Consider the following 13,049-nt stretch of genomic DNA (forward strand, 5'->3'; position numbering starts at 1 on the left):
GCTTACGCCCTCTCGCCGCGAATCGAAACTGCCGGGAAGGGGTATTGCTCGTTGCGTTCCACCCAATCCATGAAATCGGCGCGGGCGCCGGGGAAGCCGATCATGGTCCAGCCGACCATGCCTTTATTGCCGCCATGAATCGGGTCGCAGAAGAACCCTTCTTTGGTGTTTTGCAGCAACAAATTGAAGAAAATCTTCGCTGGAACACTGTCGAACTGAGGTGTTCCGGTCTCGAGTTGCTTGAGCAAATCGTCTCGGGTAGCGCTGTCTTGATCAGCAAATAATTTACCGTTGAACGTTTTCGACCAAGCATCCGTGGCGGCGATGCCCAGGCGATAAATCTCTTTGGGCACCAGTTTGCTCTGCCAGCCCATTTCCGGAGCGGCGTCTGCGTTGAACGGTCCCTGCATGAACCACAGCGCGCCGGCCGCGTAAGGCGTATTCATCTGGCGGTCGATGTATTCGGGCACACCGGCTTCCAGAGCGCCTGGCCCTTGGGCATCGCTCGGAATCAGCTGGGCGACAGCGGCCTGGATGAACGTCCATTCTTCTGCGGTGAAGTAGCTTGGTTCATAGGTGCTGGTGCTGACCGGCGCTTTGCCGGAACTGGCCGGGGGGGCTTCGGGCGCGGCCATCAGGACCGTGCTGCCCAGACCGGTGCTGGCAACGGTGACCACCGGGATCAAGGTCAGGGATTTGCGCAAAAACTCACGCCGCGGGTTGTCTCGATCTTGATCAGACATAGGGTGGCACCTCATCAGGCATAGCGGTTTTTCAGCCGTCTCGAAGGACGACTTTTCGTTTTGGCCCCGATGCAGATCGCCAGCAAGCGGGGAGTAATAGGGCGCATCGGTAATATGGAGAAACAAATGGTAGCAGGCTAAGCATAAAGATGAACCGATTCAGCTAAAAAACCTCGGTTTTGCGACGAAAGCGATCGGCTGATTCACGATTCTTTGACAGAGGGGTCACAGGCCTTTGACCGCTCGGGGTTGAAGCTCGGCGTCATCTTCCCGACTCTTCCTGAACGGTCACCTCGAGCATGTCTCTACCGCGTTGTATCCCAGCGATTTGCCTGTCGCTGGCCGCACTTTTAAACCTGACGCTGGCCCTTGCCGACGACAGTGCGTTGCCCCGACCTGCGGAGTGGGCTCAATCGGTCGGGGTGCAATACAACCTTTTCAAAATGTCCCCGACGCTCTATCGCAGTGCATTGCCCGACAGAGGCGCTGTGCCGTTACTGGAAAAACTCAAGGTCGGGACGGTTATCACGTTCCTGCCCGAGTCGGATTCAAGCTGGTTATCGACGCCAGAAATTGCGCAAATACAGCTGCCCTACCGCACCAACCATGTGGATGACGCGGATGTACTCAACGCCCTTCGTACGATCCAGACTGCCGAAGCCATGGGACCGGTGCTGATGCACTGCAAACATGGTTCGGACCGCACGGGCCTGATGGCGGCCATGTACCGGGTCGTGTTGCAAGGCTGGAGCAAGGAAGACGCCCTGAACGAAATGACCCAGGGCGGCTTTGGTGACAGCACTCATTTCAAGGACGGCATCCGTTACATGATGCAGGCCGATGTCGACAAGCTCCGCACCGCGTTGGCTATTGGCGACTGCAGTACGAGCCCGTTCGCCAGTTGTTCGATGAAGAGCTGGTTCAAATCGGCCCATGTCGAGTAAACCGTTACGTCAGCCGGCAACGGCCTCTGACGAAAGCGCGAGCAGATCTTCGGCGATCGGCCGTTCAAGAAACGCTTCCAGGGCGGTCAGCAAGGAGCGCGAATCGCCCGGAGAAAAAAACGCCTCGCGAAAGGCTCGCCCTGTTTGCGCATTGAAGACCCAATCCTGACGGAATCGCTTGAAGGCTTCGATGGCCAGTACGCCTGACCACGTGTAGGCGTAAACGGAGGCTGCGTAACCGGTCACCATGTAGTCAAAGCTGTTTGCGAACCGACAATAAGACGGCAGTTGCACGCGGGGAACCTCCCGCTGAACGTCTTCGAATACTTGCTGGGTGCTACGACCATCGCCTTGGCTGTGGTGCACGTCGAAATCGAACATTGCACCCGTCAGCAAGAGTGCGGCTTGTCGGCTGGTCTGGGTTTCGAGGGCTGCCAGTGCCGCGTCTACCCGCGCCTCGGTCAAGCGTTCACCGCTTTGGTGGTGGGCACCCAGCCATAATAGAAACTCCCGTGACAGGCACCACTGCTCGAATACTTGCCCTGCGAACTCCACCGTATCGCGCCCCAGTTGGGAAATGCCGGAAAGGTTGTGATGCGGCGAACTCGTCAGCACGTGTTGCAGACAATGACCGAATTCATGAAAAAGCACCCGCAGGTCCTTGTGCTCAAGCAGGCACGGATGGCCGTCGACCCCAGGCGTGAAGTTGCAGTGAAGATCGGCAATCGGTAGCGCTATCCGGCCTTCGGCGTTTCTTCGTCGGTTTCGCAGCGTGCCGGTCCAGGCGTAATCCGGAGCTTCTTTGCGGTGGAACGGATCAAGATAAATATGCCCGATGGTCTGACCATGCTCGCTGATCTCAAACAGGCGCACGTCGTTATGCCAGCGACTGAATTCAGCCTGCTCGAGGATCCGGATCCCGAACAGCCGTTCGCAGAACAGGCAGAGTCGTCGCAAGGTGCCGTCCAGGGGAAAATAGTCGCGCAGATTCTTCAGGGCTTCAGGGAAACGATGGTGGCGCAGTTGTTCAGCGAGAAATTCGTGGTCCCAGGCGTGTACTTCCGAGATGCCCCGTTCGAGCGCAAACTCTTGTAGCTCCTTTGAATCCCGTGCAAGGGGCGGTGTGTTCAATGTCACTTGCCGACGCAGGAAACTACGAACTTGATCGGTGGACTCGGCCGCTGCGGTGGCCAGACGCAGTTGCGCGAAATTATCGAAACCTAGCAGTTCGGCTTTCTGGTGGCGCAGCGAAAGCAGCAACGTCAGTACAGGATCATTATCGAACTCGTCGGCATGCGGGCCTTGATCGGACGCGCGCGTGGAGTACGCCACGAAATACTCCTCTCGCAATGCCCGATTTTCGGCATACCTCATGATTTGCTGGTAGGTGTTGTGGTCCAGGGGAATCAGCCAGCCGTCATGTCCTGCCTCTTTGGCCAGGCGCATCAGACGATCTTTTACGGTGGGGTATAAACCTTCCAGTACCGCAACGTCATCGACGTGCTTGGTCCATGCAGCGTTGGCGCTTTTCAGATGGATGAGAAACAGCTCTTCGAGCTGATCGATGTCGAGGTTCAACCGGGCCAGCTCTTCCCGTTGCGCCAGTGGCAAGTCAATTCCCGACAATTGAAATTTGCGCAGAATCTTGGCCAGTGCGGCCTTGCGCGGTACATCGAAGTTGAGGGCGATCGAACTGTTCGCCAACCGCTGGTATGCATTAAACAACGGACGATTGCGCATTCTTTCGGATCGGTACTGCGCCCCAGCGTCGTTGCATGCGGCAGTTGCCGTGTTCCAGGCGATATCGTTGTGCTTCGCCATCGACAGGATCTGGATGATGCCCAAAGCCTCGTCCAGGCGCGCATCGATTTCATCGATGGCCAGAACCAGGTCATCCCAATTGGGAAATACGGATTGGCTGATGATGGTTTCGGCAATGATCTGCCGGTTGTCGGTAATGATGGCTGTGATTGCCGGCACGAGGTGTTCGGTGCGGACCTCCGACCAGGGCGGCAGATCCCAGGCCTGCAAAAGCGGATTGGTATCGGGCATGGCGTCTTCCTTGAGTAGAGGCTGAATGTGGTCAGCCTATAAAGGAAGCGCAGGGGAAAGGTGGTAGATAGATACCACCTTCCAATCCGTTCAAGAGTGGAAGGTGGTGTTGACTCAGTGTTGCTCGTCAGGCTTTTTCTTCAGCTTAGGGTTCGGGAAAAACTGCACGGCCTGAACCTTGGCGTCCGGCACCTTCAGCGCCGAAGTGTTGACCCGCGTGCCCAATTCCTTGGGTACCGACAGGCCTTGTTCATTCAACGTGTCGGAATAACCGCAGGCCACGCACTCGCGGTGCGGGACTTCGTCTTCGTTCCACATCATCAACTTGTCCGGCTCGCTGCACGCCGGGCAAACCGCCCCGGCGATAAAGCGTTTTTTCGTCTTCACAGGCCCCTCGCTCATGCTGCCGCGACCTCACTCAGGCCGCTGTGGCGCAAGAGTGCGTCAATCGACGGCGGGCGTCCGCGGAAGTCGACGAACAGCACCATCGGTTCCTGGGAGCCACCGCGCGCCAGGATCGCTTCGCGGAAGGCGCGGCCGGTCTCGGCGTTGAGTACGCCTTCTTCTTCGAATTTCGAGAAGGCATCCGCCGACAGCACTTCGGCCCATTTGTAGCTGTAGTAGCCCGCCGCATAACCGCCGGCGAAGATGTGCGCAAAGCTGTTCGGGAAACGGTTGTAGGCGGGTGGACGCATGACCGACACCTCGGCGCGCACACCTTCAAGTACCTGCGCCACGCTACGGCCATCACCGTGGGTGGCGTGCAGGTCGAAGTCGAACAGCGAGAACTCCAACTGACGGACCATCATCAGACCGGACTGGAAGTTCTTCGCGGCGAGCATTTTCTCCAGCAGGTCCTGAGGCAGCGGTTCGCCGGTTTCGTAGTGACCGGAGATCAGCGCCAGACCTTCCGGCTCCCAGCACCAGTTCTCCATGAACTGGCTTGGCAGCTCGACCGCATCCCAGGCCACGCCGTTGATGCCGGATACGCCGGCGTGTTCAACGCGGGTCAACAGGTGATGCAGGCCGTGACCGAATTCGTGGAACAGGGTGGTCACTTCATCGTGGGTCAGCAGGGCTGGCTTGCCGCTGTCGGCCGGGGTGAAGTTGCACACCAGGTTCGCCACTGGACTTTGCAATACGCCGCTGATCGTGCGGCGACGGTCGCGGGCGCCGTCCATCCAGGCACCGCCACGCTTGTTGGCGCGGGCGTAGAGGTCGAAGAAGAAACGGCCGACGTGCTGGCCGTTTTCCTTGATTTCGAACAGGCGAACATCCGGGTGCCAGGTGTCGAAACCTTTCAGTTCGGCGATTTCGATGCCGTACAGACGCTGGACGATAGCGAACAGACCGCCCAGCACTTTGTCGATCGGGAAGTAAGCGCGAAGGGTTTCCTGGGCGACGCTGTAGCGCTGCTCGCGAAGCTTTTCACCGTAGAAACCGCTGTCCCAGCTTTGCAGGTCCGGGCAGCCTTGTTCGGCGGCGTACGCCTTGAGCTGTTCCAGATCCAGGGCGGCGAACGGCTTGCTGCGCTTGGCCAGATCGCGCAGGAAACTCAGCACCTGATCGCTGGATTCGGCCATTTTGGTGGCCAGGCTCAGCTCCGAGAAGCTGGCGAAACCCAGCAGCCTGGCCAGTTCCTGACGCAGGTCGAGGATTTCTTCCATGACCGGGCCGTTATCGTTCTGACCGGCATTCGGGCCTTGGTCCGACGCACGGGTGCAGTAGGCTGCGTAGACTTCTTCACGCAGGGCGCGGTCCTGGGCGTAGGTCATCACCGCGTAGTAGCTCGGGAATTCCAGGGTGATCAGGAAGCCTTCCAGACCTTTGGCCTGTGCAGCCGCGGCCATTTGCGCCTTGGCTGATTCGGTCAGGCCGGCGAGGGTAGCTTCGTCAGTGACGTGTTTGGTCCAGGCCTGAGTGGCATCGAGCAGTTGGTTGGAGAAGCGGCTGCCCAGCTCCGAGAGTTTGCTCTGCACTTCGGCGTAACGCTTTTGTTCGGCTTCCGGCAGGTCGATACCCGACAGACGGAAGTCACGCAGGGAGTGTTCCAGGATAGTTTTCTGCGCCACCTCGAAACCGGCAGCTTCGGGACTGTTAGCCAGCGCTTCGAACGCCTCGAACAACTCGCGATTTTGGCCCAATTCGGTGGAGTAGGCGCTCAAGGCCGGCAGGCAGGACTCGTAGGCTTCGCGCAGTTCGGCGCTGTTGCATACGGCATTCAGGTGGCTGACCGGGCTCCAGGCGGCGCCCAGTCGATCATTCAGCTCGTCCATCGCCAGCACCAGGCCAGCCCAGGTCGGTTGTTTGCCCTGGGTTTTGAGGATCTCGATAATGGCGGCGCGGTTATCAGCCAGGATCTGTTCGATGGCCGGTTGTACGTGTTCGGCACGGATCGCCGAGAACGGCGGCAGGTCGTAGGACTGCAAAAGAGGGTTGTTCACGCTCACGGTTGGCACCTTGGCTGGAAGAAACATTGCGCCATCTTAATTACAATCGACGCTCACCGCAGCTATCAGCAAAAGAGAGAGAGCCTATCGTGACCCTTCGCAAGTATCAGAACCACACGCCGCTACTGGGCAAAGGCGCCTTTGTCGACGGTTCGGCGGTGGTGATCGGCGACGTTGAAATCGGCGAAGACAGCTCGGTCTGGCCGCTGACGGTGATTCGTGGCGACATGCACCGCATCCGTGTTGGCGCGCGCACCAGCGTGCAGGACGGCTGTGTGCTGCACATCACCCACGCCGGGCCGTTCAATCCCGATGGCTTTCCGTTGTTGATTGGCGACGATGTGACCATCGCGCATAAGGTCATGCTCCACGGCTGCACCGTGGGCAATCGGATTCTGATCGGCATGGGCAGCATCGTCATGGACGGTGCGGTGGTCGACGACGATGTGATCATTGGCGCTGGCAGTCTGGTGCCGCCGGGCAAACGCCTTGAAAGCGGCTTCCTTTATGTGGGCAGCCCGGTGAAGCAGATTCGGCCGCTGATTGACAAGGAAAAAGCCTTTTTCACCTACAGCGCGGCGAACTACGTGAAGCTCAAGAATTTGCATCTGGCCGAAGGCTACGACCAGCTCTGACCCTGCGCCCTTATTCAGGATTCAACATGCATTACCAAACCGTATTGTTCGACCTCGATGGCACCCTGACCGACCCGCGCGAGGGCATCACCCGTTCGATCCAGTTCGCCTTGAGCAAACTGGGCATCGATGAACCTGACCTGACCAAACTTGAACACTTCATCGGCCCGCCGTTGTTGCAGGCGTTCATGCAGTTCTACGACTTCAACGAACCCAAGGCCTGGGAGGCGGTGAACTTCTATCGCGAACGCTTCAAAGTCACCGGCCTGTACGAGAATCGTGTATTTGATGGCGTCACGCCGCTGCTGGAAACACTCAGCGGGCAAGGGCGACAGCTGTATATCGCGACCTCAAAACCGTGGATCTTCGCTCGGGAAATCGCTCGGCACTTCGACTTCGCCAAACACTTCAAAGTGATCTATGGCAGCGAACTGGATGGAACCCGGACCAACAAAGTCGAGCTGATCGCCCACTTGATGGCCGAAGAAGGCCTGGACCCGGCCAGCACCCTGATGATCGGTGACCGTAAACACGACCTGATCGGTGCGCGCAGTAACGGGCTGGATGCAGCGGCTGTTGGTTATGGTTTTGGCAGCCGGGAAGAGTTGAGCGCTGAAGCACCGACCTGGCACTTCGAGACGCTGGAAGAGATGCATCAGGCGTTTTTGCAGCGTTAATTAAACCGCCATCGCGAGCAAGTCGGATCGCCGCATCGCTCGCTCCTACGGAATTTACGCGGCTCCCCGTAGGAGCGAGGCTTGCCCGCGAAGGCGTCCGCCCGGACACATCCTGCGCAAAAGTCATCACCCCAATTCCTTCTAATCGTCCTAGCCTCAAAGGCTGAGGCCACGATCAAGGAAGATCATCAATGTCGGAGTTAAAACATGCTCATCGATTACGTACCGGGCGATATTCGGAGGCCGGACAGGTTTATCTATTAACGGCCGTGGTTTTGAATCGAGAGCCGTTGTTTCGCGACTTCAAGAATGGTCGATTGGTGGTAGATGCCTTTATAACGGCAGAGCGAGAAGGGTTTGCGACGTCTCTAGCCTGGGTCGTCATGCCCGATCATTTCCATTGGCTGATCGAGTTACAGAATACTCAGTTACCCAAGTTGATGGCGCGAACCAAATCACGCATCGCAGTAACGCTAAATCGCTCTGTAGGACGCCAAGGTTCGGTTTGGCAACATGCCTATCACGATCGCGCCATTCGTAAGGAAGAAGATCTACAGGCGCAGGCGGTTGCGCGATACATCGTCGCCAATCCATTTCGCGCGGGGTTGGTGGAGAAAGTAGGCGATTATCCGTTGTGGGATGCTATTTGGTTTTGAGCAGTTCAAGAATGCCTTCGCGGGCAAGCCTCGCTCCTACAGGGGGCGCGTAAATTTCTGTAGGAGCGAGCAATGTGTCGATCCGACTTGTCCGCGAAGAGGCCCGCTCAGCCAAGAAGTTTTATGGTCCAGCCAAGTCCTTCAACGCCGCCTTGCGCTCCACAACCGACAACGCACCAAGCTGCTCGACTGCCGCATAAAACTTCACCCAATCCCCAGCCACCTGTCTGAACAACGCCGCAAACACCGGCACCCATTGGTCGTACAGCCCAAATGGCAACAGCCGGGCATTGTTCATCGGCGCATTGATCCACGCGTCATAGCGTTTGTCCCCAGCCCATTGGCTGTCGCGCAGCTGTCGGTATTCACTCCGCAATCGCTCGAACTCGTCGGCTTTGCGCTGGCGCATCTGGTCGGCGGGCAGTGGCAGGGTGTACAGCCGTTCGAGTCGCGTGCGGGTATCCAGAACCAATTGAATGAACTGGTCCCGTTGCTGCACCTGCGCGCCGCTGTCTGGCGCCAAGCCGCGGAATGCACGCCATTGGCGGGTGCCTTCCTGTTCGACGAAGGTGGCGAAAGACTCATTGAACTCGGTGTCGTCCTTCACATAAAAACGTTGATGCGCCAGCTCATGGAAGATCAGCGTGGCCAATCGTTCGTCACCCCAGGCCATCATTGAACTGATAATCGGATCGTTGAACCAGCCGAGCGTCGAATAAGCCTCGACGCCACCGATCGACACGTCCATACCTTGCAATCGTTGCAACGCAGCCTCACCGCGGGCCGCGCTCTGACTGTAATAACCGCGGTAGGCGACGCATCCGGCGATCGGGAAGCAATGGTTCTGTGGTGTCAGGGAAAATTCCGGCGTGGCAAACACGTTCCAGACTACGAACGGCCGGCCAATGTCGGCGTACAAACGGTAACTCTGGTTATGCGGTAGCCGCAGCTGTTGGCTGGCGAACGTGCGGGCCTTTTGCGATTGAGTCAGGTGCGCACGCAATAGTTGATCGCGACCGGGATCGGCAATCACTCTGGAAACCGGCTCGCGTGCCCGCAGCAATTGCAGCTGACCACTGGCCAATTGGCCGTAATAGCTGACGCCGGCGCAACCGTTGAGAAACAAAAGCAACACACCCGGAAACAAAATGCGTAAAACGCGATCAAGTAACCCAAGGCTTGGAAGCGGCCTGATCAAAATGAATCATCCTTGGAGAGTCTGCCCGCAAGACTATCCCGCCTGACTGGAGCTCCGCTATGCGCACGTTGATGCTGACAGGAATCCTGCTGATGCTGGCAGGTTGTGCTGGATTCGGATTACCCCCCCATGATCCGGCTCAAGCGTGGATCGACCTGGATTCGAAGCAGGAAGACACCGCGCTGCAAGCGGTGGAAGTCGATGACAAGGCCGCCACCGACAAGCGCTATTTCGAGGTTCAGCCGGGTAGCCATGAGTTGACGGTTCGTTACCAATTCCCGGTCGCACCCACCAACATCGGACCAGACGCCGAGCCGCTATGGCGTGACTGCCGGCTAAACGTGAAATTCAACGACTTCAATGCCGGCGAGCGGTATCAGCTGAAAGCGGGGAATATCGGTTTTCGGCCGTGGGCAAAGCTCTATGATCAGCAGCGAAAAGTGATTGGCCAGGGTGTACCGGCAGGCTGCCAACGCACCTGATCGGCGTTATTCTAAAGGACTAGTCCTTGAGAAAATCATCATGCGCAGGTTAACGCTGTTACTTGCTGCAAGCATCGTTGCTGGCTGTCAGAGCCCGTTGCCAGCGGTTAATCCGCAGATGGCCTGGGTCGAGTTTTCTACGCCATTCCCCAACGATAAATTGCTGATGGCCGAACGACTGGACAATCAGCGATTGCGTGACGGGCGTTTTTTTCAGGTCACCCCCGGTAGCCATGAGCTGATCGTTCGATTCGACTTTGAAGTGCCCGGTGGTGGGGGCCTGGGCATGATGAACGGCCCCTCGGAACGTTTATGCTACCTGACCATCAACTACGATCATTTCGAAGCCGGCCAGCGTTATGTGCTCGAAGGCCGTTCTATAGCGTTCACCCCCGGCGCCCGGTTGTACAACGCCAAGCGCGAAATCGTCGCGGAGGATCGAGAGTCCTATTGCCTCATGTGAGGTGAATCAGCGGTCGTTCTTCTGGTAGATGATTTTCTTCGTGCCCCCTTCGCACGAGCCAACGACCATATTCTGATCGTGTACTTCGTCGTTGGTGACGATTTCCAGCGTGTAGGACGAGACGTTATTGGCCTGGATCTTGGCTTCAATCTCGGCCTTGAGTTCTTCACAGGATTTTGTTGCCGCCAGGGCCGATGTGGCCAGCGCGCAACAGATAATCGCCAAGGCAAAACGTTTCATGGTTGAAGCTCCTTTGAGGCAGCGCGCAAGGTAATGCGCTTTAGCTGCTGTCATTTATTCGACCACAATCTCGCCAGCCAGGTTTTGTTTCAGCGCAAAAAAGATCGCAGCCGCCGAGGCAGCGATCTTTTATAGGGGAACGCGACAACCCACTATCAGCTGACCAACGTTGCATCCAGACTGATTTTCGCATTCAGCACTTTGGAAACCGGGCAGCCTTCTTTGGCTTTATTGCTCAGTTCTTCGAACTGCGCTTGAGTCGCCCCGGGGATTTTCGCCTTGAGGATCAGTTTCACCGCCGTGATCGCAAAACCACCGTCCACCTGGTCCAAGGTGACTTCGGCATTGGTATCGATGCTGTCAGCCTTGAGACCGGCATCGCCGAGAATCATCGAAAACGCCATGGAGAAGCAGCCCGCGTGCGCCGCGCCGATCAGCTCTTCCGGATTGGTGCCCTTGCCGCCTTCGAAACGTGCCTTGAAGCCGTAAGGTGCTTCTCTGAGGACACCGGTTTCCGTGGAAATCGAGCCGATGCCGGTTTTCAGGTCACCTTCCCAATGAGCCGATGCTTTCTTTGTGATAGCCATGAATGCCTCCTCAAGATCCGGCGCGAAGCGTCGCGCCTTTATGGTTTTCGGTTGCTAGGGTTCTGAGGATAGACCGTGGTGCAAAGTTCACTTGATCTGATAGGTCCTCTTATTTCGTAGGAATTTTGGCTCTGCCATTGAAACTCGGGTATATGCCCTCATTGCATGAATCACGCGTATAGATTCGGCAGGTTTTCGTTTGTAAGAAAAAACCTGCGCCCTCAATTGGAGAAGCAGGCTTATGAAACGACTGTCCGATATCAAGTTCTCGACCCTCGATCTGGTGCCCGTGCGGGAGAACGGCAGCGCGGCCCAGTCGCTGCGCAATTCCCTGGACCTGGCTCAGCACGTCGAAAAATTCGGCTACAACCGTTTCTGGGTTGCCGAACACCACAACATGGACGGCATTGCCAGTTCGGCGACCTCGGTACTGCTTGGCTACCTGGCTGGCGGCACCTCGACCATTCGTGTTGGCTCCGGCGGTGTGATGCTGCCAAACCACGCGCCGCTGGTGATCGCCGAGCAGTTCGGCACGCTCGAAAGTCTGTACCCGGGCCGGATCGACCTGGGCCTGGGCCGTGCACCCGGTTCCGATCAGATGACCGCTCGCGCCTTGCGTCGTGAACGCTCCGGCAGTGCCGACGAGTTCCCGGAAGATGTGACGGAGCTGATGCGCTACCTCGGCCCGCGCACCCCGGACCAGCGGATCATCGCAATGCCAGGCACCGGCACCAATGTCCCGGTCTGGCTGCTGGGCTCCAGCCTGTTCAGTGCACAACTGGCTGGTGAACGCGGTTTGCCCTACGCCTTCGCTTCACATTTCGCACCGCGCTTCATGCATGAGGCCATTCGCGTCTACCGCAATCACTTCAAGCCTTCAACCGTATTGGATAAGCCCTACGTGATGCTCGGTGTGCCGTTGGTGGCTGCCGACACCGACGAGCAGGCCGATTATCTCGCGACCTCGGTCTATCAGCGGATTCTCGCCCTGATGCGTGGCCAGAGCCTGGTGCAACGTCCGCCGGTAAAAACCATGGACGGCCTGTGGCTGCCTCATGAAAAAGAGGCCGTCGGCGATTTCCTTGGTCTGGCGATGGTTGGCAGTCCGCAGAAAATCCGCGCCAAACTGGAAGTGCTGATCGAGCAGACCCAGGCGGACGAGCTGATTTTTACCTGCGACCTGTACGAACATGCCGATCGCGTGCACTCCTATGAGCTGCTGGCGCAGGTCATGAAGGGCTGACACTCAAATAGCGAGCACAAAAAAGCCGACGTCATTGCGTCGGTTTTTTTAATTTCGAGGGAGTTCAGCCCTGCTTGTAGACGATTTGCTTGGAACCCTTTTCACAGGTGCCGACGACTTTGCCGTCAGCGGCAGCGCCTTTATCGACGATCTCCAGTGAATAATTAGAAATGCCCTTGGCGTCAAGTTTCGCTGTGATTTCGGCTTTCAGCTCTTCGCACGACTTGCCCTGAGCCAGGGCTGTTCCCGCGAGACTCAACAAGCCTAGTGCCAAAATAAAATTCTTCATCGGTCGCATTCCCTGGTCGGATCAATAGGGGCACCCAGCAAGCAGCCGGATTTACATATGTAGCGCTTTGCCATTCCCTATGGCGCTCGGCCAGCGCGCAAGCTCAGAAGATTAGCTCAAACTCAGCTACTGGCAATCCGGAACCCGACTTTGAGCGTCACCTGAAAGTGCGCTGCCTTACCGTCCTTGATGTGCCCGCGGGTTTCGGTCACTTCAAACCATTCCATATATTTGAGGCTTTTGCTGGCCTCGGCCAGTGCGTTGTTGATGGCGTCTTCAATGCTGCTGGTGGACGAGCCGACGAGTTCGACTTTCTTGTAGGTGTGATGGTCAGTCATGGCGTTCTCCTCAGGGTGTGAAATACAGCCTAGCAGTGATTTTTCGTATTAC

General features: G+C 57.4%; 16 protein-coding genes. 7 read left to right on the forward strand and 9 right to left on the reverse strand.

Annotated elements, in window-relative coordinates; all coding sequences use genetic code 11:
- Positions 1 to 2 precede the first annotated feature (2 nt).
- On the reverse strand, positions 3 to 743 hold the full coding sequence (locus QFX16_RS00435; RefSeq protein WP_283182397.1) for a gluconate 2-dehydrogenase subunit 3 family protein: 741 nt from the start codon (positions 741 to 743) through the stop codon (positions 3 to 5).
- A 299-nt stretch (positions 744 to 1,042) separates the two neighbouring features.
- On the opposite strand from QFX16_RS00435, the gene QFX16_RS00440 reads away from it, so the two are divergent.
- Positions 1,043 to 1,687, forward strand: a complete 645-nt coding sequence (locus QFX16_RS00440; RefSeq protein WP_283182398.1) for a phosphatase domain-containing protein — start codon at positions 1,043 to 1,045, stop codon at positions 1,685 to 1,687.
- A gap of 9 nt (positions 1,688 to 1,696) precedes the next feature.
- On the opposite strand, the gene QFX16_RS00445 is transcribed toward QFX16_RS00440, so the two are convergent.
- The 3 genes from QFX16_RS00445 to prlC all read right to left on the reverse strand — a co-directional run bounded on the left by QFX16_RS00445 (position 1,697) and on the right by prlC (position 6,189).
- Entirely contained in the window at positions 1,697 to 3,739 is a 2,043-nt protein-coding gene (locus QFX16_RS00445) for a M3 family metallopeptidase (RefSeq protein WP_283182399.1), read from the reverse strand.
- Between the two features lie 114 nt (positions 3,740 to 3,853).
- A complete protein-coding gene (locus tag QFX16_RS00450) occupies positions 3,854 to 4,141 on the reverse strand; it encodes a YheV family putative zinc ribbon protein (RefSeq protein ID WP_129439613.1) in 288 nt (95 codons plus the stop codon).
- Complete coding sequence (prlC, locus tag QFX16_RS00455; RefSeq protein WP_283182400.1) at positions 4,138 to 6,189, reverse strand: oligopeptidase A; 2,052 nt, start codon at positions 6,187 to 6,189, stop codon at positions 4,138 to 4,140. The genes QFX16_RS00450 and prlC overlap by 4 nt, the downstream gene beginning before the upstream one ends.
- An 89-nt stretch (positions 6,190 to 6,278) precedes the next feature.
- Between prlC and QFX16_RS00460 the strand changes: the two genes are divergently transcribed.
- The 3 genes from QFX16_RS00460 to QFX16_RS00470 all read left to right on the forward strand — a co-directional run bounded on the left by QFX16_RS00460 (position 6,279) and on the right by QFX16_RS00470 (position 8,157).
- Complete coding sequence (locus QFX16_RS00460) at positions 6,279 to 6,824, forward strand: gamma carbonic anhydrase family protein (protein WP_283182401.1); 546 nt, start codon at positions 6,279 to 6,281, stop codon at positions 6,822 to 6,824.
- A 26-nt stretch (positions 6,825 to 6,850) separates the two neighbouring features.
- On the forward strand, positions 6,851 to 7,501 hold the full coding sequence (locus QFX16_RS00465; RefSeq protein ID WP_283182402.1) for an HAD family hydrolase: 651 nt from the start codon (positions 6,851 to 6,853) through the stop codon (positions 7,499 to 7,501).
- Positions 7,502 to 7,692: 191 nt separating this feature from the next.
- Positions 7,693 to 8,157 (forward strand): REP-associated tyrosine transposase, encoded by a 465-nt coding sequence (locus QFX16_RS00470; protein WP_283182403.1) that lies wholly within the window; start codon positions 7,693 to 7,695, stop codon positions 8,155 to 8,157.
- A 121-nt stretch (positions 8,158 to 8,278) separates the two neighbouring features.
- On the opposite strand, the gene QFX16_RS00475 is transcribed toward QFX16_RS00470, so the two are convergent.
- Positions 8,279 to 9,355 (reverse strand): aminopeptidase, encoded by a 1,077-nt coding sequence (locus QFX16_RS00475; protein WP_283182404.1) that lies wholly within the window; start codon positions 9,353 to 9,355, stop codon positions 8,279 to 8,281.
- A gap of 59 nt (positions 9,356 to 9,414) precedes the next feature.
- Between QFX16_RS00475 and QFX16_RS00480 the strand changes: the two genes are divergently transcribed.
- Both QFX16_RS00480 and QFX16_RS00485 read left to right on the forward strand, forming a co-directional pair.
- Positions 9,415 to 9,837, forward strand: coding sequence for a PA0061/PA0062 family lipoprotein (locus tag QFX16_RS00480; protein ID WP_283182405.1), 423 nt, complete (start codon positions 9,415 to 9,417; stop codon positions 9,835 to 9,837).
- Positions 9,838 to 9,877: 40 nt separating this feature from the next.
- A complete protein-coding gene (locus QFX16_RS00485; protein ID WP_283182406.1) occupies positions 9,878 to 10,300 on the forward strand; it encodes a PA0061/PA0062 family lipoprotein in 423 nt (140 codons plus the stop codon).
- 6 nt (positions 10,301 to 10,306) lie between these two features.
- Here QFX16_RS00485 and QFX16_RS00490 read toward each other — a convergent pair whose 3' ends face one another.
- Positions 10,307 to 10,540 (reverse strand): DUF1161 domain-containing protein, encoded by a 234-nt coding sequence (locus QFX16_RS00490; protein WP_074872359.1) that lies wholly within the window; start codon positions 10,538 to 10,540, stop codon positions 10,307 to 10,309.
- Between the two features lie 155 nt (positions 10,541 to 10,695).
- Positions 10,696 to 11,127 (reverse strand): OsmC family protein, encoded by a 432-nt coding sequence (locus QFX16_RS00495; RefSeq protein ID WP_008152515.1) that lies wholly within the window; start codon positions 11,125 to 11,127, stop codon positions 10,696 to 10,698.
- 241 nt (positions 11,128 to 11,368) lie between these two features.
- On the opposite strand from QFX16_RS00495, the gene QFX16_RS00500 reads away from it, so the two are divergent.
- Positions 11,369 to 12,370 carry an LLM class flavin-dependent oxidoreductase gene (locus tag QFX16_RS00500; protein WP_283182407.1) on the forward strand — a complete coding sequence of 334 codons (1,002 nt, stop codon included), beginning with the start codon at positions 11,369 to 11,371 and terminating at the stop codon, positions 12,368 to 12,370.
- Positions 12,371 to 12,434: 64 nt separating this feature from the next.
- Here the strand turns inward: QFX16_RS00500 and QFX16_RS00505 are convergent, their stop codons facing one another.
- Positions 12,435 to 12,659 (reverse strand): DUF1161 domain-containing protein, encoded by a 225-nt coding sequence (locus QFX16_RS00505; protein WP_283182408.1) that lies wholly within the window; start codon positions 12,657 to 12,659, stop codon positions 12,435 to 12,437.
- A 122-nt stretch (positions 12,660 to 12,781) separates the two neighbouring features.
- Complete coding sequence (locus tag QFX16_RS00510) at positions 12,782 to 12,997, reverse strand: dodecin (RefSeq protein ID WP_008027736.1); 216 nt, start codon at positions 12,995 to 12,997, stop codon at positions 12,782 to 12,784.
- Positions 12,998 to 13,049: the final 52 nt, after the last annotated feature.

The organism is Pseudomonas svalbardensis (genome assembly GCF_030053115.1).
Classification (GTDB): Bacteria; Pseudomonadota; Gammaproteobacteria; order Pseudomonadales; family Pseudomonadaceae; genus Aquipseudomonas; species Aquipseudomonas svalbardensis.

Bases quoted from the DNA above. Each gene is read 5' to 3' on its own strand.
- QFX16_RS00435 (WP_283182397.1), bottom strand. From the start codon at position 743: ATGTCTGATCAAGATCGAGACAACCCGCGGCGTGAGTTTTTGCGCAAA.
- QFX16_RS00495 (WP_008152515.1), bottom strand. From the start codon at position 11,127: ATGGCTATCACAAAGAAAGCATCGGCTCATTGGGAAGGTGACCTGAAA.
- QFX16_RS00490 (WP_074872359.1), bottom strand. From the start codon at position 10,540: ATGAAACGTTTTGCCTTGGCGATTATCTGTTGCGCGCTGGCCACATCG.
- QFX16_RS00500 (WP_283182407.1), top strand. From the start codon at position 11,369: ATGAAACGACTGTCCGATATCAAGTTCTCGACCCTCGATCTGGTGCCC.
- QFX16_RS00450 (WP_129439613.1), bottom strand. From the start codon at position 4,141: ATGAGCGAGGGGCCTGTGAAGACGAAAAAACGCTTTATCGCCGGGGCG.
- QFX16_RS00470 (WP_283182403.1), top strand. From the start codon at position 7,693: ATGTCGGAGTTAAAACATGCTCATCGATTACGTACCGGGCGATATTCG.
- QFX16_RS00465 (WP_283182402.1), top strand. From the start codon at position 6,851: ATGCATTACCAAACCGTATTGTTCGACCTCGATGGCACCCTGACCGAC.
- QFX16_RS00480 (WP_283182405.1), top strand. From the start codon at position 9,415: ATGCGCACGTTGATGCTGACAGGAATCCTGCTGATGCTGGCAGGTTGT.
- QFX16_RS00445 (WP_283182399.1), bottom strand. From the start codon at position 3,739: ATGCCCGATACCAATCCGCTTTTGCAGGCCTGGGATCTGCCGCCCTGG.
- QFX16_RS00505 (WP_283182408.1), bottom strand. From the start codon at position 12,659: ATGAAGAATTTTATTTTGGCACTAGGCTTGTTGAGTCTCGCGGGAACA.
- QFX16_RS00440 (WP_283182398.1), top strand. From the start codon at position 1,043: ATGTCTCTACCGCGTTGTATCCCAGCGATTTGCCTGTCGCTGGCCGCA.
- QFX16_RS00485 (WP_283182406.1), top strand. From the start codon at position 9,878: ATGCGCAGGTTAACGCTGTTACTTGCTGCAAGCATCGTTGCTGGCTGT.
- QFX16_RS00510 (WP_008027736.1), bottom strand. From the start codon at position 12,997: ATGACTGACCATCACACCTACAAGAAAGTCGAACTCGTCGGCTCGTCC.